The sequence below is a fragment of the Streptomyces sp. JK94 genome, assembly GCF_053613315.1.
Genome location: NZ_JBSICH010000033.1, coordinates 80,264 through 100,694, shown reverse-complemented (window position 1 = coordinate 100,694; position 20,431 = coordinate 80,264). Strand labels below are relative to the sequence as shown.

The window sequence follows — 20,431 nt, the reverse complement described above, 5'->3', positions numbered from 1 at the left end:
AAGGCCTTTCCATACGATGATCACGGCGAGGGGATCACAACGAGACGAGAGGTGCGCTCGGTGATCAGGTGAGGAACGTCTTGAGTTCGTGCACGAGCTTCTTGATGTGACCGGAGATCACCGGCGTACCGAGATCCTTGAACCGCTCCCGGAACCACGGATCGACACTGCCGCGCCCGGAGCTGGTCACCGAGCCGACCGGGATGAACTTCACCCCCGAGCGGTGCAGGGCGGCCATGCTGTCGAACAGCTCCTGCCGGCGCCACTCGTAGAAGTCGGAGATCCACACCACGACGGTGTTGCGCGGCTCGGCGACCTTCGGCTGGGCGAGCGCCATGGCGACCGTGCCGTCGGTCCCGCCGCCGAGCTTGGTGCGCAGCAGCGTCTCGAACGGGTCGTGCGCCCAAGGGGTGAGGTCCAGCGCCTGCGTGTCGTAGGCGATCAGATGGACGTCCACCTTGGGCAGCCCCGCGAAGATGGACGCCAGGATGGTGCAGTTGACCATCGAGTCGACCATGGAACCCGACTGGTCGACCACCACGACGAGCCGCTGGGGCGTCGTCCTGCGGCTGGTGTGCCGGTAGTAGAGACGGTCGACGTAGAGCCGCTCCTCCTCCGGACTCCAGTTGGTGAGGTTCTTCCAGATGGTGCGGTCGATGTCGAGGTTGCGGAAGACGCGCTTGGGCGGCACGGAGCGGTCGAGCTCACCGACCGTGGACTTCTCCACCTGGGTGCGCAGCACTTCGGTGACCTCGTCGACGTACCGGCGGATGAGGGCCTTGGCCTGGGCGAGCGCGACACCGGAGAGATTGTCCTTGTCGCGCAGCAGCTGCTCGATCAGGGACATGCTCGGCGTCAGCCGGGCGGCCAGCGCGGGGTCGGCCAGCACCTCGCGCAGACGCATGCGCTTGACGAGGCCGGCCTCGATGGAGCCGAGCTCCGGCCCGATCGCGGGGATGAGACGGCTGAGGTCGGGCGTGGGTCCGCCGAAGCCGGTGCCGGTCGGGCCGACTCCGCCACCGGCCTGGTGGGAGACGCCCCGCCCGCCCCGCAGCTCGCCGGGCCGGCAGCCGAGGGCGCGCTCCAGCCACTCGGCGTCGGACTGCCAGCGCGCCAGTTGCCCGGCGGTGACCTCGCCGGGGCGGGAGGCGAAGACGTTCAGCAGCACCTTCGACGCGAGCGCCGCGCGCCGCACCTCGGCGGCCCGGTCGCGCGCACCGTCCTCCTCCGGCTCGGGCGTCATCAACCCGTCGAACTCGTCCGCCAGTTCAGGATGTCGCTGCACAACGGAGCCGACGGACGCGTCGGGGTCGAGAAGCGCGGGCGGCAGGCCGATGTCCTCGACCACGGCGAGACTCGCCGACTCCAGCGCGGCCTGCTCCTCGGGGTCGAAGAGCCGGGCCAGCAACCGCCAGTAGAGCACCTGCCGCCGGTTGTCGTGGACATCGGGACCGGGGGCGTCGGGACCGGCCCCAGGGGGCCCGGGCCGGGATGCGGGACCGGGAACCTGCCCGGTGGGGTGGCGGGTCATTTCCGCAGCAGCTTTCCGGCGCGCTCGCGCAGCACGGTGACGGCGTCGGTGGCGGCCTTCTCGGCCCGGACCCCCGCCTTGTCCGTCGTACCCCCGGCCCAGGAACCCGCGTGCACGGCGACGGCCTTCTTCCGCACGGTGCGCTCGACGGCGAGCGGCTGGAGCAGGAACTTCCCGGCATCCCAGCGCAGCAGCCCGAGGCAGGCGACGGACGAGGCCACGAACTCGGCGGTGAGCGGACCTGCGGCCGGCAGGCGGTCGGTGTCGACGCCGAGACGGCACCCGGCCACCTGGAGGAACACCCCGTCGTCCCCGTCCTCCACGCCGTACCCCTCCACCAGGACGGGCACCGCGATCCGGGCCGGATGCCGGTCCAGGGGCGACACGGCGAACGCGGCGGCGGTGGGCAGGGCCACCCGGGCGGTGGTGAAGGCATCGGCGGGCTCGCCCGTACGAGCGCACGCGTCGTCCCAGAGCAGATCGCCTTCGGCGGTGACGGGCATCGCGTCGAGGTCCATCGAGCGGCCCTCACCCAGGGCGGCCAGCAGCGACATGTGCGGTCGCAGCAGCTGCCACAGCCCGGCCCCGACGACCGTGTCGGGCTTCGGCGCGGACACCGAGGCACGCACCAGCCGGGCCGGGCCGCCGTCGGAGGGCTCGAACACCGCGTGCACCTGCGCCTGTACGGCCGTGGCGTGCTCCTGGACGTCGACGCCGAGCGGCAGCAGGCGCCCGGTCACCTCGGCCACGGCCGGCGCGGAATCCGCCCCCGGCAGCGTCAGCAGCAGGGCCCGCGACCAGAGATCGGCCCAGCGGCGCACCGGCACCCGCTCCAGCGTCGCCCCGGGACAGGAGGCGGCCAGTTCGGCGGCGAACCCGTCGAGCAGCGTGGCGAGTCGGCGCAGCGCCGGGTCGGGCAGCATCGCGGAGACGACGGACGCGGCCCCGCCGACCAGCTCGTGGTCGATGCCCCGCCAGCCGGTCCGCGCCAGGTCGCACAGCCAGCTGCGCGCGGCCAGGCGCAGGTTGACGGCCTGCTCCGCACCGGCCGCCGGGGCGGGAGCGGCCTCGCCGCGGGGGCGGTCGACGGCCTCCTCCACGCGGGCGACCAGCGCGTCGTGCACGGACCCGAGCAGAGCGGTGCGGGCCGCGGCGAGCGCGACGTGGTGCCCCTCGTCGCCGGCCCCGGCGGCCGTCTTGTCGGCGGCCTCGGCGACCCGCGAGGCCAGCGGCGTCCCGGCCACGGCGTCGGCGAGCCCGGCCAGCCCTTCGGCCTGCCCGGGCTGCGGACGGAGCAGCCCGCCGACGAGCGCGGCGTCGAAACCGTCCACGGCGGCCAGGGCTTCGTCGAGCCCGTCCACGGCGTCGAACAGCAGATCGGCACGCATCAGGCAGCCACCGCCCTGGTCGTCGGGAACCACTGCATCTCCGGCACCGGGCCGGTGGTGACCGGAAGTTCGAGATAGGCGAGGTGCCGCAGGAACCGGCTGAACACCTGGGCCGCCGCCGAGCTGTCCGCGGACCCGGGCCCCGAGGCCGTCATGGCGGAGGTGAGCGCGTGCGCGTCGGCAGCGCCCTCGTCCTCGACCTTCAGGTACCGGGCCACGCGCTCGGCCCCGTACTGGAGCACGGCCTCACCGACGAGCGCGCGTATGTGGTTGCAGAACATGCCGCGCGCCCCACCGCAGGGACGGTTGTTGTTGGTGCTGCACGAGAACGCGTACGACCCGGCCGCGACCGAGGACACGTAGACGCGCCCGACGTCCGACCCACTGGACACCACACCCTGCAACCGCCCGTCGGCCAGCTCGACGAACGGCACCTTGGCCAGCTTCCGCGGCCGCGCGGGCGGCACCACCCGGGCCGTGCTCGACTTCTCCCAGACGGACAACGCACCATCTCCCATGCATACGAAGGGGGCGTTCACGCCACCTCGGCGGAACGAGACCGAATCTATCGGTGGGCACTGACAACGCCCCGCCCGCGCCGCGACCTCGACACCGCCGTGGTACCGGCCGCCACTTGCGCAGTGGATGGACCGGGCGGCGCCGGGCCACCGCTGATCGACGACGGCATCCGGGGACGCGCCCTCCCGCCGCTCCTCGGGGGTGCCGATCGGAGCCGGGAACTTATTGCGTACGATGTGCAAGTGCGCACCAGTGACTACACCCTCCGGACAGCCACCCCCGCCGACCTGGACGCGGCCCGGGCCGTCATGCTCGACACCGTCTACCACGATTTCGGCACCGGGTACGTCCCGCGCTGGCACAGGGACGTCATCGACCTGGCCGGGGCCTACCTGACCCCCGAGCGGCACACGCTCCTCGTGGCCGTCGACGCGGAGGGCGAGGTCGTGGGGACCGGCGCCCTCGACTCGCGCGGCCCCGTCCACCCCCCGAACCCGCGGCACGTCGCCGAGCGCTACCCCTCCGGCGTGACCGCGCAGCTGCGCCGGGTGTACGTCCGGCCCGAGCACCGGCGGCGCGGGCTCGCCCGCCGGCTCGTCGACGAGCTGCTCGCCTTCGCCGCCGCGGACGGCGGGTACCGGGCCGTGTACCTGCACACCGACCCGGCCGTCACCGGTGCCGAGCCGTTCTGGCGGTCGTTCGCCAAGGTCGTGCACGACGAGCGGGAGGACGCGGGCGGCGGACAGGGGATCATGCATTTCGACGTGCCGATGGGCTGAGAGACGCCGAGGTAATGGAAACGGTTGTCAGGTAGGCTGCCCCTCGCCGTCACCGCCGTCCCGCCCGCTCGCCCGCCACACGCTCGCCCCGATCGATCCGAGGACCATGCGCTCCCACCGCCGCTCCCGGCTGCTCGCCCCGCTCCTGCTCGTCCCCCTCATATCGAGCTGTTTCGCCTCCGGCGGTGGCGACGACACCGGCTCCGGCGACGACGACGGCTCGCGTCTCCGCGTGGCCCTCGCCTTCCCGCCCACCGAGAACCTCTCTCCCTACGGCGCCGACGCCACCCTCCTGAGCCGCCTCGCCGTGACCGAGGGCCTCACCGCGCTCGACGCCAACGGCTCGGCCGCCCCCGCCCTCGCCGAGTCATGGCGGCGGGACGGGGACAAGGTGTGGGAGTTCACCCTCCGCGACGCCACCTTCCAGGACGGCAGCAAGGTCACCCCGGCCGCCGTCGCCGACTCCCTCGCCCACGCCACCGACGCCGAGCCCGCGCCCGCCGCCCTGGCCGGCGTCGCCCTGACCGCCGAGGCCGACGGTGAACGGGTCGTACGGATCACCACCGCCGAGCCCGACCCCGTACTGCCGCTGCGGCTCTCCAGCCCCAGCCTCGCCGTCCTCTCCGCGAAGGCCTACGAGAGGAGCGGGCGCGTCGACCCCGTCGGGCACGCCACCGGCCCCTTCGAGCTGACCAAGGTCAACGGCGCCACCTCCGCCTCCCTCGACCGGTTCGACGACTACTGGGGCGGACGCGCGCAGGCCTCCGGGATCGACGCCCGCTTCATCGCGGACGGCACCGCCCGGGCCAACGCCCTGCGGACCGGCGAGCTGGACATCGCCGAGGCCGTTCCCGTCGCGCAGGCGGCCACCCTCGACGAGGACAACCGGCGCGACACGGCCACCACCCGGACCACCAGCCTGCTCCTCAACGCCTCGTCCGGGGCCTTCGAGGACGCGAAGCTGCGTGCCGCCGCCCGCGCCGCCATCGACACCTCCGTGTTCGCCAAGGACGTCTACGAGGGGTACGCCGATCCCGGTGCCGGAATCTACGGGCCCGCCGTGACCTGGGCCGAGGGCAAGCGGACCGCGCCGGTCGGACGGGCGCAGGCGGCCCGGCCCGGCGGCGCCACCGTCAGCCTCGCCACCTACGACAACCGGCCCGAGCTGCCCGAGGTCGCCCAGGTGGTGAAGCAGCAGCTGGAGAAGGCCGGGTTCACGGTGGAACTCACCGTGCGTGAGTACTCGCGCCTGGAGGAGGACGCGCTGGCCGGGAAGTTCGACGCCTTCGTCCTGGCCCGCAACACCCTCCTCGACACCGGCGACCCCGTCGCCGTCCTCGCCGGCGACTACACCTGCGACGGCGGCTTCAACATCGCCCAGCTCTGCGACGAGGGCGTCGACCGCGCCGTCGCCGACGCGGAGAAGATCAGCGACACCGCGAAGCGGCAGGACGCCGCCATGGCCGCCGAGGCCCGCGTCCTCGGCAGCGACGCCGTCGTGCCGCTCGTGCACCAGCGGATCATCACCGGCGTCGCCGGCTCCGTACAGGGCGTGACCCTCGACCCCTACGAGCGCACCCTCGTCGGCACCGGCACCCGGCGCTGAACCGTGCCGCAGCGCGTGGCCACCGTGGTGTGGCGGGCCGTCCTCGCGGCCGGACTGGTGTGCGGCGTCGGGCTGCTGCCGTGGCTGACCCGGACCGACCCCGCCCACACCGTGCTCAAGGCGCGGTCGGCCGAGCGGGAGCCCGCGCCCGAGGTGCTCGCCGACATCCGTGCGCAGCTCGGCCTCGACGGCGGGCCGGCGCACGTGCTCGGGCGGTGGCTCGGGGGGCTGGCACGCGGGGACGCCGGGCAGTCGTGGACCTCCGGAACCGACGTCCTGCCCGAGGTACTTCAGGCGCTCGCCGCGTCCCTGCTGCTCATGGCGGTCGCGCTCCTCGTCGCCGCCGTCACGGCCGGACTGGTCTGCGCGCGCACCCTGCGGCTCGGGGCCCGGCGCAGGCTCGGCGGGCGGCGGCGCGGCGGCACCGTCTCCGCCGTACTCGCCTCGCTGCCCGAGTTCCTCGTCGCCTCCGTGCTCGCCACCGTCGTCGGGGTGCAGCTGGGCTGGCTGCCCGCGCTGGGGTGGTACGGGCCGCAGTGGACGCTCCTGCCCGCGCTCGCGCTCGGACTGCCCGCCGGCGCCGTGCTCGGACGGCTGCTCGACGATCTGCTGCCCGGCGCGTTCGGCGAGCCGTGGGCGCTGGCCGCCGCCGCCCGGGGGCTGACCGGGCGGCGCATCGCACGCCAGGCGCTGCGGCGGTGCGTGCCCGCGCTGCTGCCCAACCTGGGACTGTTCGTCGTGGGGCTGACCGGCGGGGCCGTCGCCGTCGAGCAGGTCTTCGACATCCCCGGGCTCGGCCGCACCACCCTCCAGGCCGCCCTCGCCCAGGACCTCCCCGTCCTCCAGGCCGGCACCCTCGCCCTGGTCCTCCTCGCCGGGCTCGCCACCGGCGCCACCCGCGTCGCAGCCCGCCTCCTCACCGGGCCGGCCCTGCGCGACGGCGCCCTGTCCTCCCTGCACCGGCCCGCGCCGGCCGCCGGCGGCCTGCTGCCCCTGTCCCTCGGCGCCGTCCTGATCACCGTGATCGGTGCCGGGCTGACCCGTGATCCGCTCGCCCTCGACACCGGGGAGCGGCTGCGAGCGCCCTCCGCCGACCACCCCTTCGGCACGGACGCCCTCGGCCGCGACCTGCTCGCCCGAGTCGGCCACGGCGCGCTCGACACCCTGCTGTTCGCCGCCGCCATCACCGCCGCCGCCCTCCTGCTCGGCGTCCTCCTCGGGCTCGTGCCCCGGGTGTCCGGGCCGCTCGTCGACACCGTCAACGCCGTACCGCCGGTCCTCGCCGCCCTCCTCGTCACCGCCGTCGCCGGCAGCGGGGCGGCCACCCCCGCGCTCGCCGTGGGCGCGGTGGCCTGGGCGCCGCTCGCCGCGCACACCTCGGCGCTGCTGCGACAGGAGCGTGCCACCCTGCACGTCACGGCCACCCGGGGGCTGGGCGCCGGGCGGTGGTACCTGCTGCGCCGCGAACTGCTGCCCGCCGTACTGCCGTCCGTCCTGCGCCACGCCCTGCTGCGGCTGCCCGGGGTCGCCCTCGCGCTCGCCTCGCTCGGCTTCCTCGGCCTGGGCGCCCAGCCGCCGTCCCCCGAGTGGGGCCTGCTCCTCGCCGAGAACCAGCCCTACGCCGAACGCGCCCCCTGGGCCGTCCTGGCCCCCGCCGCCGTCCTCGCCCTGCTCGGCGCGCTGGCCGTCAGCGCCGCGGGCGGGCTCACGGGGCTGCGGCGAACCGGTCGTACCACCCCGGCCGTCACCGAACAGCCCGCCGTGGGGAAGGAACTGGCCGCACGATGACCTCGCCGCTCACCCTCCGGTCCGCGAGCGCCTCACGGCGTCCGGCCCCGCTCTCCCCACTGCTCCGGCTGCTCATCCTCACCCAGCTCGCCTTCAACATCGGGTTCTTCGCCGTCCTGCCCTTCCTCTCCGAGCACCTGGGGCAGGGCATCGGCATGGCGGGGTGGCTGGTCGGATTCGTGCTGGGCCTGCGGACCTTCAGCCAGCAGGGGCTGTTCGTGGTCGGCGGGGCGCTGGCCGACCGGTACGGCATCCGGCCGGTCGTCCTCGCCGGGTGCGCGCTGCGGATCGCCGGGTTCGCGTGGCTCGGGTTCGCCGAGCGGACCTGGGCCGTGATCGGGGCCGTGCTGCTGATCGGGTTCGCCGCCGCGCTCTTCTCGCCGGCCGTCGAGTCCGAGGTCGCCCGGCAGGCCGTCCTGAGGGAGGAGGCGGGCGGCGGGGACCGGACCCGGGTGCTCGCGCTGTTCACCGTCGCCGGGCAGGCGGGGGCCTTCGTCGGGCCACTGCTGGGCGCCCTGCTCCTCGCCGTCGACTTCCGCACGGCCTGCCTGGCCGGCGCCGGGGTCTTCGTCCTCGTCCTCGCCGGGCACGCCCGGCTGCTGCCCCAGCGCATCCCGGGGCGGGCCCGGGTCCGGGTCAAGGGCGGGGCCCGGCTGCTGCTGCGCAACCGGCGCTTCCTCGCCCTGTGCTGCGCCTACGGCGCCTACCTGCTCGCCTACAACCAGCTCTACCTGGCCCTGCCCGCCGAGGTCGAGCGCGCCGCCGGTTCGCAGGCGCCGCTGGCCTGGCTGTTCGCCCTGTCCTCACTGCTGGTGGTGACCGCTCAGTTGCCGGTGACCCGGTGGGCGGGGGAGCGGCTGGCCCCGCGCCGGTCGATGGTGGCCGGGCTGGCGCTGATCGCGGCCGGGTTCGCCGTCGTCGCGCTCGCGCGTCCCGCCGGGTGGACGGGGACGGGCGGGCTGCTGCCCGCGGCCGGGTTCGTCGTGCTGCTCACCGTCGGGCAGATGCTCGTCGCGCCGGTCGCCCGTGCCTGGGTGCCGGACCTCGCCGAGGACGGGCGGCTCGGGCTGTACACGGGGGCGCTGTCCTCGGTCTCGGGGCTGATCGTGCTGGCCGGCAGCTCCGCGACCGGACTGCTGCTGGACAGCGGACTGCCCGCCGCGGTGCCGTGGCTGGTCCTGGCCGCCGTTCCACTGGCGGCGGCGGGGTTGCTGCCCCGGCGCCACTGAGCGGCCAGAGGACGTGTGCGGTCCCTCGCCGGTGGCGGTGGTGGGGGCGTTGCCTCGGTGCCGTTGAGTGGCCGGTGTCGTGTCCGGCCCTGGTGGGGTGCGCCGTACAGCCGGGGTGCTGCTGGCGGTGGTGGGGGCGTTGCCTCGGTGCCGTTGAGTGGCCGGTGTCGTGTCCGGCCCTCGCGGAGAGCGCCGTACACCCGGGGTGCCTCACTGCGCCACGAGTTCCCGCAACGCGTCGGCGCGGGCGCCGTCCCGCAGCCGCGTCGTTCGCCGCAGCCCCAGCACGTCCCGTCCGAACGACCACACCAGCAGCCCGAGCGCCAGCAGCACCACCCCGGCGTTCGCCGTCCGCGGCAACAGGTCCGCGCCCGCCAGCAGGAGCAGTACGCCCTGCAGCGCGGCCACCGTCTTGCGGGCCGTGCTGGGCGGCAGCGGAGCGGTGAGCCACGGCCACAGCCGGGCCGCGGCGACGAACCCGTACCGCATGCCGCCGATCAGCAGGACCCACGGACCCAGGTCCATCGCGACGTACACACTGAGCACCAGGATGAGGAACGCGTCCACCTCCATGTCGAAGCGGGCGCCCAGCGGTGACGAGGTGCCGGTGCGGCGGGCGACCCTGCCGTCCACGCCGTCCAGGATCAGGGCCACGGCCGTCAGGCCGACGAGGAGGGAGACGGGCGGTGCGCTGCGGAACGAGTCCGCCACCAGGGCCGTGACCCCGCCGACGAGGACGGCCCGCCCGAGAGTGACCCGGTTGGCCGGACCGAACGACGGCAGCCGGGAGCGGTGCAGGGCCCGGGAGAGCACCGCCCAGGTCGCGAACGCGAAGGCGAGGCCGGTCAGCCAGCCCGCCGTGCCCATGCCGAACGCGCTCCCGAGCAGCGACAGGACGAGGACCTGCGCGCCCGCCCCCACCGCCGTCTCCTGCTGAACGGGCCGCGCGTCGTACGTGTTGTCCAGGACCACCGAACACCCTCCGGCCGAGTGACAGAGCCGATCAACGCCGCTACCTTGTGCGGCTTGTGCATCCCTCGGTACGTGGGCGGCTTCCCGATCGTTCAGGAGGACATCCGATGACCCGCACCGCACGTGCGTTCTGGCTCGACGCGCCCGGCCGGGGCGTGATCCGCGACGTGGAGCTGCCCGGCCCCGGGACGGACGAGGTGCTCGTGCGTACGCTCTTCAGCGGCGTCAGCCGCGGCACCGAGACGCTCGTCTTCCGCGGCCGGGTGCCCGGCAACCAGTACGCCGCCATGCGCGCGCCGTTCCAGGAGGGCGACTTCCCGGGACCGGTGAAGTACGGCTACCTCAACGTGGGAGAGGTGGAGGAGGGGCCGCGTGACCTCGTCGGCCGTACCGTCTTCTGCCTGTACCCGCATCAGACCCGGTACGTCGTCCCGGCCGCCGCCGTCACCCCGGTGCCCCCGGAGGTCCCCGCCGGGCGGGCGGTGCTGGCGGGCACCGTGGAGACCGCCGTCAACGCCCTGTGGGACGCGGCGCCCCTGGTCGGTGACCGGATCGCCGTGGTCGGCGGCGGCATGGTCGGATGCTCGGTGGCCGCGCTGCTGGCCCGTTTCCCCGGCGTCCGCGTCCAGTTGGTCGACGCCGACCCGGCCCGGGCGAAGGTGGCCGAGGCGCTCGGCGTCGGCTTCGCGGCCCCCGCCGACGCCCTGGACGGCCTCGACCTCGTCGTCCACGCCAGCGCGACGGAGGCGGGCCTGGCCCGGTCCCTGGAACTGCTGCGCCCGGAGGGCACGGTCCTCGAACTGAGCTGGTACGGCGACCGGCGCGTCGCCCTCCCGCTCGGTGAGGCCTTCCACTCCCGGCGCCTGACGTTGCGCAGCAGCCAGGTCGGCACCGTCTCCCCGGCGCGCGGTGCCACCCGGACGTACACCGACCGGCTGGCCCTCGCCCTGGACCTGCTCGCCGACCCGGCGCTCGACGCGCTCGTCACCGGCGAGTCGGCCTTCCCCGAACTGCCCGGCGTCCTGCCGAAGCTGGCCTCCGGCGAGGTCCCCGCCCTGTGCCACCGGGTGCGGTACACCGACGGCGACTGAACGCCACGGGAGCCGGCGCGGCCACCGGGTCCTGACCTCGAGATAAAGAGGCGGGGGCCGCTGAACAAGGGAGGACACCGGGCCGTAATGGACGGTACCCGCGCAGCGACCGGCGGGGGACCAGACGTGCCACACCTGGAGGGTCGTCCGTTGTTCAGCATCACCGTCCGCGATCACATCATGATCGCCCACAGCTTCCGCGGCGACGTCTTCGGGCCCGCACAGCGCCTGCACGGAGCGACGTTCCTGGTGGACGCCACTTTCCGGCGCGAGCAGCTGGACGAGGACAACATCGTCGTCGACATCGGGCTGGCCACCCGGGAACTGGGTGCCGTCGTCAGCGAGCTGAACTACCGCAACCTCGACAACGAACCCGACTTCGCCGGCGTCAACACCTCCACCGAGTTCCTGGCCAAGGTCGTGGCGGACCGGCTCGCCGAGCGCGTCCGCAAGGGCGGCCTCGGCGAGGGGGCCAAGGGCCTGGCCGGCCTCACCGTGACCCTGCACGAGTCGCACGTCGCCTGGGCGAGTTACGAGCGTGCGCTGTGACCGGCCCGTCCGTCGAGACGACGGCCGCCCGCCCCCGGCTCGCCTACGTCCCCGCACAGGCGTCCACGCGGACGTCCGAGCAGGCGCCGTCCCCGAGGAACGGGGGGATCGTCCCCATGTCCCTGCGCTCCGTGCACTTCGTCATGCCGGGAGGGGTCGACGACCCGGCCGCGCCGAGCGGCGGCAACGCCTACGACCGGCGCGTGCGGCTGGACCTGCCCGGCTTCGGCTGGCGGGTGCGGGGTCTGCCCGTGGCCGGCGAGTGGCCCCGGCCGGACGACGCCGCCCGCGCGGAACTCGCCCGCGCCCTGCGCCGGTTGCCGGACGGCGCGGTCGTCCTCCTCGACGGGCTGGTCGCCTGCGGAGTCCCGGAGATCGTCGTCCCGGAGGCCGAGCGGCTGCGCATGGCCGTCCTCGTCCACCTCCCCCTGGCCGACGAGACCGGCCTCGATCCCGCCGTGGCCGCCGAGCTGGACGCCCGTGAACGGGCGGTGCTGCGTGCCGTCCCGGCCGTCGTCGCCACCAGCGACTGGGCGGTGCGCCGTCTCGTCGCCCACCACGGCCTCGACCCGGCCCGCGTCCACGTCGCCGCCCCCGGCGCCGACATCGCGCCGCTCGCGCCCGGCACCGACGGCGTCTCCCACCTGCTGTGCGTCGCCGCCGTCACGCCCCGCAAGGGCCAGCACCGGCTGGTGGAGGCGCTGTCGGCGGTCACCGACCTGCCGTGGCGCTGCGTGTGCGTGGGCGGGCTCACACAGGACCCGGAGTACGTGGGCCGGCTGCGGGCGCTGATCGCGCGGCACGGCCTGGAGGAGCGGCTGGTGCTCGCCGGACCGCGGTCCGGCGCGGAACTGGACGCCACCTACTCCACCGCCGACCTGATGGTCCTGACCTCGTACGCCGAGACGTACGGCATGGCGGTGACGGAGGCCCTCGCGCGCGGCATCCCCGTACTGGCCACGGACGTCGGCGGCCTCCCTGAGGCGGTCGGGCGCGCGCCCGACGGCGGGGTGCCCGGCATCCTCGTCCCGCCGGAGGACCCCGCCGCCCTCGCCGCCGAACTGCGCGGCTGGTTCGGGGAGGCGGACGTGCGGCGCAGGCTGAAGGCCGCGGCGCGAGGCCGCCGCGCGGCCCTGAACGGCTGGGCGGCCACGGCCCAGAGCCTGGCCGGGGTACTGCACCGGCTGCCGGACGGGCCCCGGAGGGCGGCATGAGGAAGACGACGGCACCGGCCGCAGGCCCGGTCCCGGCCCAGCCCGGCCCGCAGGACGACCCCGGCTCCGGGGACGGCGTGATCCCCGGGGCGGGCCCGGCCCGCGGCGCCACCGGATGGCCCGCCGCCTGGGCCGCCGGGCGGAGCGGAGAACCACCCGCCGGCGGGCGCGCGGACGGACGGGCCGGTCCTCGCGCGGACCGCCGGGACGGGGCGGGCACCCTCCGCCTCCGGGAGCCGCGCGAGCCACGTGAGCCGCGCGAGCCACGTGAGTCACAGGAGAGCCGTGAGACGCTCGAGAGGCCGGGGCACCCCCAGGACACCCCCCGCTTCGCGCCCGAGTGGCTGCGGCTGCGGGAGCCCGCCGACGCCGCCGCACGGGCGCACGAACTCCTGGACCCGCTCCGCATCCGCCTGGCCAACCAGCGGAGGCGGGCGGCCGGGCTGGTCGTGCACGACGTGGGCTGCGGCACCGGCTCGATGGGACGCTGGCTCGCGCCGCTGCTGGACGGCCCCCAGCACTGGGTGCTGCACGACCGCGACCCCTACCTCCTGCACTTCGCCGCCGCCGGCACCCCACGCTCGGCCGCCGACGGCAGCCGCGTCACGGTCGAGACGCGACGCGGCGACCTCGCCCGCCTCACCCCGGACGCGCTGGCCGGTGCCGGTCTGGTGACGGCGTCCGCGCTGCTCGACGTCCTCACCACCGAGGAGGTCGGCGCCCTCGCCGCCGCCTGTGCCGCGGTCGGCTGCCCCGCGCTGCTGACCCTCTCCGTCGCCGGGCACGTGGAACTCACCCCGGCCGGTCCCCTGGACGCCGAGATCACCGAGGCGTTCAACGACCACCAGCGGCGCACCGGCCTGCTCGGTCCGGACGCGGCCGGCGTGGCGGCGGACGCCTTCGCGGCGCACGGTGCCGCGGTACGGACGCACCCCAGCCACTGGCGGCTGGGGCCCGGCGAGGCCGCGCTCACCGCCCAGTGGCTGCGGGGCTGGGTCGGCGCGGCCGTCGAACAGCGCCCCGAGCTGGGGGAGCGGGCCGGCCGGTACCTGGACGAGCGCCTCGCCGCCTGCGCCGCCGGGGCGCTGCGGGTCACCGTGCACCACACCGACCTGCTGGTGCTGTGCCGCCCGGCGGGCGGAGTCGCGTGAGCGCACCGACGCTCCGGACTGCGGCGGAGCCCCTGCCCGCGACGGTACGGCGGGACGCGGCAGCTCCCGGCGAACCTCCCGGCCGCCGCCGCAGGCTCCGCGCCCGCCTGGGCACCCTCGCCGGCGCCGCCCTCCTCGCCGTACTGCTGTGGCGGACGGGGACCGGCCCCCTGCTGGACGGGCTGCGCCGGATCGACGCGCCCGCACTGCTGGCGGCGCTCGGCATCGGGCTGGTCACCACGGTGTTCAGTGCCTGGCGCTGGGCCATCGTGGCGCGGGGGCTGCGCATCCGGCTGCCCCTCGGGCCGGCCGTGGCCGACTACTACCGCGCGCTGTTCCTGAACGCGGCCCTCCCCGGAGGAGTCCTCGGCGACGTGCACCGCGCGGTACGGCACGGGCGGCGCGCCGGCGACCTGGGGCGGTGCGTGCGGGCCGTCGTCCTCGAACGGGCGGCGGGGCAGCTCGCGTTGACCGGCGTCGGGGTCGCGGTACTGCTCGTCCTGCCGTCTCCGGTACAGGCCGGGGCCCGGCAGGTCGCGCCGCTCGTGCTGCCCGGCCTGCTCGGTGCGCTCGCCGTCGGCCTCGCACTCCGCATGAACCGGGCTCCCTCGCGCCGCGGGCGGGTCCTGCGGGCGACGCTCGGCGAGGCGCGTGCGGCGCTGCTGTCCCGGCGCGGCTTCCCCGGGATCGCCGTGTCGTCCCTCGTCGTCCTGGCCGGTCACCTCGCGATGTTCGTGCTCGCCGCCCGGGTGGCCGGCAGCGACGCCTCCGTCGCCGTACTGACGCCGCTTGCCGTGCTGGCGCTGCTCGCGATGGGCCTCCCCCTGAACGTCGGCGGCTGGGGCCCCCGGGAGGGCGTCACCGCCTGGGCGTTCGGGGCGGCCGGGCTGGGGGCGGGCACCGGGCTGGGCGTCGCGGTCGTGTACGGGGTGCTGAGCTTCGTGGCGAGCCTGCCCGGCGTCGTCGTGCTCGTCGTCCGCTGGTACGCGGGGCTGCGCGACGCGGGCCGCGGGACGGCTGACGACGCCGGCGGACCCACCGTCGTACCGGGCCCGAAGCCGCACCCCGCGCGGCGCGGGCACGACCCGCACCACCCGCCCGCCGTCGACCACCCGAACTGCCCGCCTGCCGTGGACTACCCGCACCACCCGTCCACCGAGGATCACCCGCACTCCCCGTCCACCGTGGATCACCCGCACCCCCCGCCCGCCGGCCACTACCCGCGCTCGTCCGCCTGCCCGGGTGCCTTCGCCGCGGTCAGGACCGAGAAGTACGCCCCGAAGGAATCCACGAGGCTCGCGAGCAGTTCCTTCCCCTTTTCCGCCGAACCGAGTGAAGGACGCCCGATGACACCGGAATCGGTATAGGCGGACATTCCGAGGGAGAGCAGATGACGCCGGTCGTCCGCTGTGAAATCGGCGGCCTCGTAACCAGGTCGGACACATTCGGGATGCGTGTGCAGAAGAATGGAGGTCTCGATTTCCCCCGCGTGCATGTCGGTGAGCAGCGAGGTGGCCACGCCCGCCCGCTCCCGCGCCGCCTCCCAGTCCTCCGCGGCCGGGAACAGCGCCATCCGCTCACCGCGTGCGGACGCCTCCTGGACGGCGTTGCCCAGAACGTAGTTGCCGCCGTGGCCGTTGACCACCACCAGGGCGTCGACGCCCGAGCGGCGCAGCGAGTCGGCTATGTCCCGTATCACCGCGTGAAGGGTCACCGAGGAGATGCTGACGGTCCCGGGCCAGTCCGCGTGCTCGTGCGAGCAGGCGATCGTCACCGGGGGGAGCGGGTGCACCGGGTACGCGGCGGCGATCTCCCGGGCGATGGCGCAGGCGACGAGCGTGTCGGTCGCCAACGGCAGGTGGGGCCCGTGCTGTTCGTAACTCCCCACCGGCAGCACCGCCACCTGCCGGGAATTTCCGGAGCCCCGCCTGCGTACGTCCTGAGTCGTGTCCGCAGGCACCAGTGAAACGTCCATTCCCGCACGGCCTTTCGTCTCGGTCGGAAAACTGTTGAGCCATCTGTTGAGGAACGCGAGAATCATGACAGAAAAAATTGGTGTACTCGGCAAGAAAGCATCGCAGCGTACGGACGTGGAACGGGTCGTGGTGACCCCGCTGCCCACCGTGTACGGGCAGTTCCGGGCGTACGGCTATGTCGACCACGAACGGGGCGACGAGCACGTGGCCCTGGTCCACGGCGATCCGGGCGCCGAGGGCGTGCTCACCCGGCTGCACTCCGAATGCCTGACGGGTGACGCCTTCGGCTCCCGGCACTGCGAGTGCGGCGACCAGCTCGCCTCCGCGCTGGCGGCGGTGGCCGCCGCCGGCAGCGGTGTCGTCGTCTATCTGCGCGGGCACGAGGGGCGCGGCATCGGACTGCTGGCCAAGCTGCGCGCGATGGCGCTGCAGGCGGAGGGCCTGGACACGGTGGAGGCGAACATCGCCCTCGGCCTGCCGGTGGACGCCCGCGACTACGGCGCCGCCGCCCGCGTCCTCGCGGATCTCGAAGTGCGCTCCGTACGCCTGATGTCCAACAACCCGCAAAAGCGCGAGGCGTTGGTGCGGCACGGCATCCGGGTCGCCGAGCAGGTGCCGCTGCTGATACCGCCCTGCGAGAGCAACATCACCTATCTGCGCACCAAGAGGGAGCGCATGGACCACCACCTGCCGCACCTGGACGCGGTGGCCCACCTGTCCTGAACCGGCCGGGCGCAAGCGGCCGGATCAGTCCGCCACGGCCTCGTGCACGAGCCGCTTGAGGTCCCGGAAGACCGTGTGCGAGGACCTGGGCCGCACCTGGGTCATGAACTGCACCGTCAGGTCACGGCCCGGGTCGACCCAGAAGGTGGTCGTCGCCACGCCGCTCCAGCCGTACGTGCCCGGCCCGGAGGGTGCCTGGGTACGGCTCGGGTCGATCACCACCGAGACGCCGAGGCCGAAGCCGACACCGTCGTTGCCGGGCTCGTCGTGCGCCGGACGGCTGCCGAAGGCGCGCAGGTCGGCGCCGGCGGGCAGGTGGTTGCGGGTCATGAGGTCCACCGTCCCGGGGGTGAGCAGGCGGACGCCGTCGAGTTCTCCCCGGCGCCGCAGGAGTTCGGTGAAGCGGTGCCAGTCGTACGCGGAGGAGACCAGGCCGCCGCTGCCCGACAGGAACCGCGGCCGGCCGCGCAGGGGCAGCCCCGGGACCGGTCGGACGCCCCCGTCGCCGGTCTCCCCGTACAGCTCGGCCAGCCGGCCGGCCTGCTCGCCGGTGACGTGGAACCCGGTGTCCGTCATGCCGAGCGGTCCGAAGACCCGCTCGGCGCAGAACGTGTCGAGGGGCTGCCCGGACACGACCTCCACGAGCCGCCCCAGGACGTTGCTGGCCACCGAGTAGTTCCACCGCGTGCCCGGCTCGAACTGCAGGGGCAGGCTCGCGTACAGGTCGACCGTCTCGGCCAGGCCCGCACCCGGCCGCACCGACGACTCCAGGCCCGCGGCGCGGTACAGACCGTCGACGGGGTGGGCGTGGTAGAAGCCGAAGGTGAGCCCGGCGGTGTGGGTCATCAGGTGGCGGACGAGGACCGGTCCGTCCGCCGGCCGGGTGACGACCTCGTCCGCTGCCCCCTCCACGTACACCCGGGGCTCGGCGAAGGAGGGCAGGTACCGGTCCACCGGGTCGTCGAGCGACAGCCGCCCCTCCTCCACCAGCATCAGCACGGCCACGGACGTGACCGGCTTGGTCATGGAGTAGATCCGCCACAGGGTGTCGGCCCTCACGGGCAGTCCGGCCGCGACGTCCCGCCGGCCGTGCACGGTCAGATGGGCCACGCGCCCGCCCCGGGCGACGGCCACCAGGAACCCGGGCAGCCGCCCCGCGTCGACCTGGCGGGCGAAATGCCCGTCCAGCCGGTCCAGCGCCGCGGCGTCCAGTCCGGCCGCGCCCGCCTCCACCTCCTGCCGCAGCGTCGCCATTCCCATCGTCCTCCTTGGTCGTTCGTCGAGGTGCGTCCGGCCTACCCGGCCGAGGCGCCTTCAGACCTCATGACCCGCCGTTCGCGCCGGTGCGTGCCTGGCTCGCCCGGTGGTGGCGATCAGGCGGTTGTGCTTCAGGGCGTCCAGGGCCGCCGGCCGTCCCGACGACCTCGCCGCCGCCTTCGGGTCCGCCGCCGGCGAGCTGGAGACGCACCGGAGCCGGGTGCCTGCCACGACGGCGAGCGGCACGCGGTGCGCGGGTTCACTGACGGCTGACGGTGCGGGTCAGGCCGGTGATCACCGTCGTGGCCAGGATCCAGCCCGTGATGATCAGGACGTAGGACAGCGTCTGGTGGGCGCCCTCGGGGGCGAACGCGTTCTCCTGCCCGAAGGAGATCACCGGCAGCAGCAGGTCGAGGGTGTAGAAGACCGGGTCGAAGCCGGGGGCCTCGGCCGGCTTGAGCGGCGGCGGATGGTCCAGGCCGTACGCCACCGAGCCGATCGCGAGCAGCGAGAGCAGCCAGCCGCCCGCCCGCAGCGGACGGAAGCCGTATCCGACGGTGACGTCCTGGAGGTGGCCCCACAGGCGGGCGTACCAGGGCAGCGTGCGCCGGTGCCGCCGCTCCTTGGCCAGCTGGACCCGGCGGGCGGCGTCGTCGTCGCCGATCCGGCGGTACGAGGCGGTCAACTGCTCATAGGTGAACGGCAGGTAGCCCTCGCCCTGTTCCAGCATCGGCAGCCGCCGTCGGGCGGGCTCGTGCGGGATGAGCGACGTGTAGGTGAGGTCGTTGAGCTGGACCCGGCCCGGGACCGCCTCCGGCTCGACGAACAGCACCTCCACCTGGGAGCGGCGCAGGTTGAGGGTGCCCTCCACCCTCGGGCACTGGCGCAGCCACAGTTCACCGATCACGCAGCTGCTCGCGCGCAGCGCGGTCCCCGCGGGATGGGACAGGCGCGCCTGCGACAGGTCCAGCCGGCCCGGTATCCGCGCGCCGCGGAACTCCAGCCGGCCCCGCACCTCGGCGTGCCGCAGCAGCACGTCGGCCTCGGCCGCGAGCGTCTCGGCCTGCAGGGCGGTGCCGTCGGGCCGGTCCAGCACCGAGCCGGTGAGGTTGACCGTCCCGGTCACCCGTGCGCCGGTGAGCCGCACCTCGCCCCGGGCTCGCAGCCCCGGCGCCCACAGGTCGGCCCCCAGAACGGCCTGGTTCAGCTGGAGCACCGGCCCCTCGGTGTCCGGCGCCCGGATGTCCGTGCTCTCCAGGTACAGGCTCCCGGTGACCTCGGCGCCGCCGAGCCGCACCATCCCGCCGAACCGGGCGCGGGTCAGGCGCAGCACGCCCTCCACGCGGACCGCGTGCGCGATCAGTCCGGGCAGCACCGACTCGCTCAGGTTCACCTCGCGCAGCCGTGCCGCGTACAGCCGCGGCGCCTGCCCGAAGTGGCAGTGCCGCAGCCGCACGGGGTGGTCGACCGTCGCGTACTGGAGTTCCAGCAGGCCGGTGACGCGCGCGCCCGCCAGACTGAGCGCGGCCACCTCGCCCTCCTGCCGGGGGCCGTCCAGGAGCAGCGCCCTCAGGACGACCGCGCGTACGGTCCGTTCCGGGCCCCAGGTGTCACCGTCGGCCGGGTTCTCGTCGTCCGCGGCGCGGAAGTCCACGTGGGTGCCCGTGGCGAACGCCCGCCAGACGCGCGCTTCGGCCGGTGTCAGGTCGTTGGTCTCCATCAGGGAGGGACTCTGACCCGAACCGGCCGATCACGTCAACGCGCTGTGCGGGACGCCTACTTCTTGGCGGCCTCCACGGCGTGGCCGCCGAACTGGTTGCGCAGCGCGGCGATCATCTTCATCTGCGGGGAGTCGTCCTGCCGGGACGCGAACCGCGCGAACAGCGACGCCGTGATCGCCGGCAGCGGCACCGCGTTGTCGATCGCGGCCTCCACGGTCCAGCGCCCCTCGCCGGAGTCCTCCGCGTAGCCGCGCAGCTCGTCCAGGTGGTGGTCCTCGTCGAGGGCGGTGACGGCCAGGTCGAGGAGCCAGGAGCGGATGACGGTGCCCTCCTGCCAGGACCGGAAGACCTCGCGGACGTTGTCCACGGAGTCGACCTTCTCCAGCAGTTCCCAGCCCTCGGCGTAGGCCTGCATCATGGCGTACTCGATGCCGTTGTGGACCATCTTGGAGAAGTGCCCGGCGCCGACCTTGCCCGCGTGGACGTAGCCGTAGGGGCCCTCGGGCTTGAGCGCGTCGAAGATGGGCCTGAGGTCGTCGACGACCTCCTTCTCGCCGCCCACCATCAGGGCGTAGCCGTTCTTCAGACCCCACACGCCGCCCGAGACACCGGCGTCGACGAAGTTGATGCCGCGCTTGGCCAGCTCCTCGGCGTGCTTCTCGTCGTCCGTCCAGCGGGAGTTGCCGCCGTCGATGACGGTGTCGCCGTGCCTGAGCAGGTTCGCCAGCTGGTCGATGACGTGCTGGGTGGCGGCACCGGCCGGGACCATGACCCAGACCGCGCGCGGCCGCTCCAACTGCTCGACCAGGTCGACCAGGCTGCTCACGTCGGCCCGCTCGGGGTTGGTGTCGTACCCGACGACGGTGTGGCCGGCGTTGCGCAGGCGCTCGCGCATGTTGCCGCCCATCTTGCCGAGACCAACGAGACCGATCTGCAT

17 protein-coding genes and 1 pseudogene are annotated in these 20,431 nt (G+C 74.6%); 10 read left to right on the top strand and 8 right to left on the bottom strand.

All coding sequences use genetic code 11. From position 1 onward, the window contains the following. Window positions 1–64 precede the first annotated feature (64 nt). The 3 genes from ACVV2G_RS25930 to ACVV2G_RS25920 are packed head-to-tail and all read right to left on the bottom strand — an operon-like array spanning window position 65 to window position 3,422. Window positions 65–1,531: a VWA domain-containing protein gene (locus ACVV2G_RS25930; protein WP_453845180.1), complete on the bottom strand. Its 1,467-nt coding sequence runs from the start codon at window positions 1,529–1,531 to the stop codon at window positions 65–67. After that, window positions 1,528–2,952 (bottom strand): hypothetical protein, encoded by a 1,425-nt coding sequence (locus ACVV2G_RS25925; protein WP_453845179.1) that lies wholly within the window; start codon window positions 2,950–2,952, stop codon window positions 1,528–1,530. The genes ACVV2G_RS25930 and ACVV2G_RS25925 overlap by 4 nt, the downstream gene beginning before the upstream one ends. Further along, a complete protein-coding gene (locus ACVV2G_RS25920; RefSeq protein WP_453845178.1) occupies window positions 2,919–3,422 on the bottom strand; it encodes a hypothetical protein in 504 nt (167 codons plus the stop codon). Before ACVV2G_RS25920 ends, ACVV2G_RS25925 begins: the two co-directional genes overlap by 34 nt. Before the next feature lie 258 nt (window positions 3,423–3,680). On the opposite strand from ACVV2G_RS25920, the gene ACVV2G_RS25915 reads away from it, so the two are divergent. From ACVV2G_RS25915 to ACVV2G_RS25900, 4 genes are all read left to right on the top strand, one after another. Further along, window positions 3,681–4,217 carry a GNAT family N-acetyltransferase gene (locus tag ACVV2G_RS25915; protein ID WP_453845177.1) on the top strand — a complete coding sequence of 179 codons (537 nt, stop codon included), beginning with the start codon at window positions 3,681–3,683 and terminating at the stop codon, window positions 4,215–4,217. Window positions 4,218–4,323: 106 nt separating this feature from the next. After that, complete coding sequence (locus tag ACVV2G_RS25910) at window positions 4,324–5,823, top strand: ABC transporter substrate-binding protein (RefSeq protein WP_453845176.1); 1,500 nt, start codon at window positions 4,324–4,326, stop codon at window positions 5,821–5,823. A gap of 15 nt (window positions 5,824–5,838) precedes the next feature. After that, window positions 5,839–7,611 carry an ABC transporter permease subunit gene (locus ACVV2G_RS25905; RefSeq protein WP_453845175.1) on the top strand — a complete coding sequence of 591 codons (1,773 nt, stop codon included), beginning with the start codon at window positions 5,839–5,841 and terminating at the stop codon, window positions 7,609–7,611. Beyond that, window positions 7,608–8,840 carry an MDR family MFS transporter gene (locus ACVV2G_RS25900; RefSeq protein ID WP_453845174.1) on the top strand — a complete coding sequence of 411 codons (1,233 nt, stop codon included), beginning with the start codon at window positions 7,608–7,610 and terminating at the stop codon, window positions 8,838–8,840. The genes ACVV2G_RS25905 and ACVV2G_RS25900 overlap by 4 nt, the downstream gene beginning before the upstream one ends. A 210-nt stretch (window positions 8,841–9,050) precedes the next feature. Here the strand turns inward: ACVV2G_RS25900 and ACVV2G_RS25895 are convergent, their stop codons facing one another. Then, window positions 9,051–9,812, bottom strand: a complete 762-nt coding sequence (locus ACVV2G_RS25895) for a CDP-alcohol phosphatidyltransferase family protein (RefSeq protein WP_453845173.1) — start codon at window positions 9,810–9,812, stop codon at window positions 9,051–9,053. A gap of 107 nt (window positions 9,813–9,919) precedes the next feature. Here ACVV2G_RS25895 and ACVV2G_RS25890 point away from each other — a divergent pair, with 107 nt between their 5' ends. The 5 genes and pseudogenes from ACVV2G_RS25890 to ACVV2G_RS25870 all read left to right on the top strand — a co-directional run. After that, complete coding sequence (locus ACVV2G_RS25890) at window positions 9,920–10,903, top strand: zinc-dependent alcohol dehydrogenase (protein ID WP_453845172.1); 984 nt, start codon at window positions 9,920–9,922, stop codon at window positions 10,901–10,903. 150 nt (window positions 10,904–11,053) lie between these two features. Further along, window positions 11,054–11,452, top strand: coding sequence for a 6-pyruvoyl trahydropterin synthase family protein (locus ACVV2G_RS25885; RefSeq protein WP_453845171.1), 399 nt, complete (start codon window positions 11,054–11,056; stop codon window positions 11,450–11,452). Beyond that, window positions 11,449–12,666, top strand: a complete 1,218-nt coding sequence (locus ACVV2G_RS25880) for a glycosyltransferase family 4 protein (RefSeq protein WP_453845170.1) — start codon at window positions 11,449–11,451, stop codon at window positions 12,664–12,666. The genes ACVV2G_RS25885 and ACVV2G_RS25880 overlap by 4 nt, the downstream gene beginning before the upstream one ends. Then, window positions 12,663–13,817: a class I SAM-dependent methyltransferase gene (locus tag ACVV2G_RS25875; protein ID WP_453845169.1), complete on the top strand. Its 1,155-nt coding sequence runs from the start codon at window positions 12,663–12,665 to the stop codon at window positions 13,815–13,817. The genes ACVV2G_RS25880 and ACVV2G_RS25875 overlap by 4 nt, the downstream gene beginning before the upstream one ends. After that, window positions 13,790–14,716 (top strand): annotated as a pseudogene (locus tag ACVV2G_RS25870) (lysylphosphatidylglycerol synthase transmembrane domain-containing protein); the annotation flags it as partial. The gene ACVV2G_RS25875 and the pseudogene ACVV2G_RS25870, both read left to right, overlap by 28 nt. A gap of 317 nt (window positions 14,717–15,033) precedes the next feature. Here ACVV2G_RS25870 and ACVV2G_RS25865 read toward each other — a convergent pair. Further along, the gene (locus ACVV2G_RS25865) at window positions 15,034–15,792 is read right to left on the bottom strand and encodes a creatininase family protein (RefSeq protein ID WP_453845168.1); all 759 of its coding nucleotides are present in this window, start codon (window positions 15,790–15,792) and stop codon (window positions 15,034–15,036) included. Between the two features lie 64 nt (window positions 15,793–15,856). On the opposite strand from ACVV2G_RS25865, the gene ribA reads away from it, so the two are divergent. Next, entirely contained in the window at window positions 15,857–16,516 is a 660-nt protein-coding gene (gene ribA, locus ACVV2G_RS25860) for a GTP cyclohydrolase II (protein ID WP_453845167.1), read from the top strand. A 24-nt stretch (window positions 16,517–16,540) separates the two neighbouring features. On the opposite strand, the gene ACVV2G_RS25855 is transcribed toward ribA, so the two are convergent. From ACVV2G_RS25855 to gnd, 3 genes are all read right to left on the bottom strand, one after another. After that, entirely contained in the window at window positions 16,541–17,770 is a 1,230-nt protein-coding gene (locus ACVV2G_RS25855; RefSeq protein ID WP_453845201.1) for a serine hydrolase domain-containing protein, read from the bottom strand. A 262-nt stretch (window positions 17,771–18,032) separates the two neighbouring features. Next, window positions 18,033–19,493 (bottom strand): membrane-associated oxidoreductase, encoded by a 1,461-nt coding sequence (locus tag ACVV2G_RS25850; RefSeq protein ID WP_453845166.1) that lies wholly within the window; start codon window positions 19,491–19,493, stop codon window positions 18,033–18,035. Window positions 19,494–19,549: 56 nt separating this feature from the next. Continuing rightward, on the bottom strand, window positions 19,550–20,431 hold the full coding sequence (gnd, locus tag ACVV2G_RS25845; RefSeq protein WP_453845165.1) for a phosphogluconate dehydrogenase (NAD(+)-dependent, decarboxylating): 882 nt from the start codon (window positions 20,429–20,431) through the stop codon (window positions 19,550–19,552).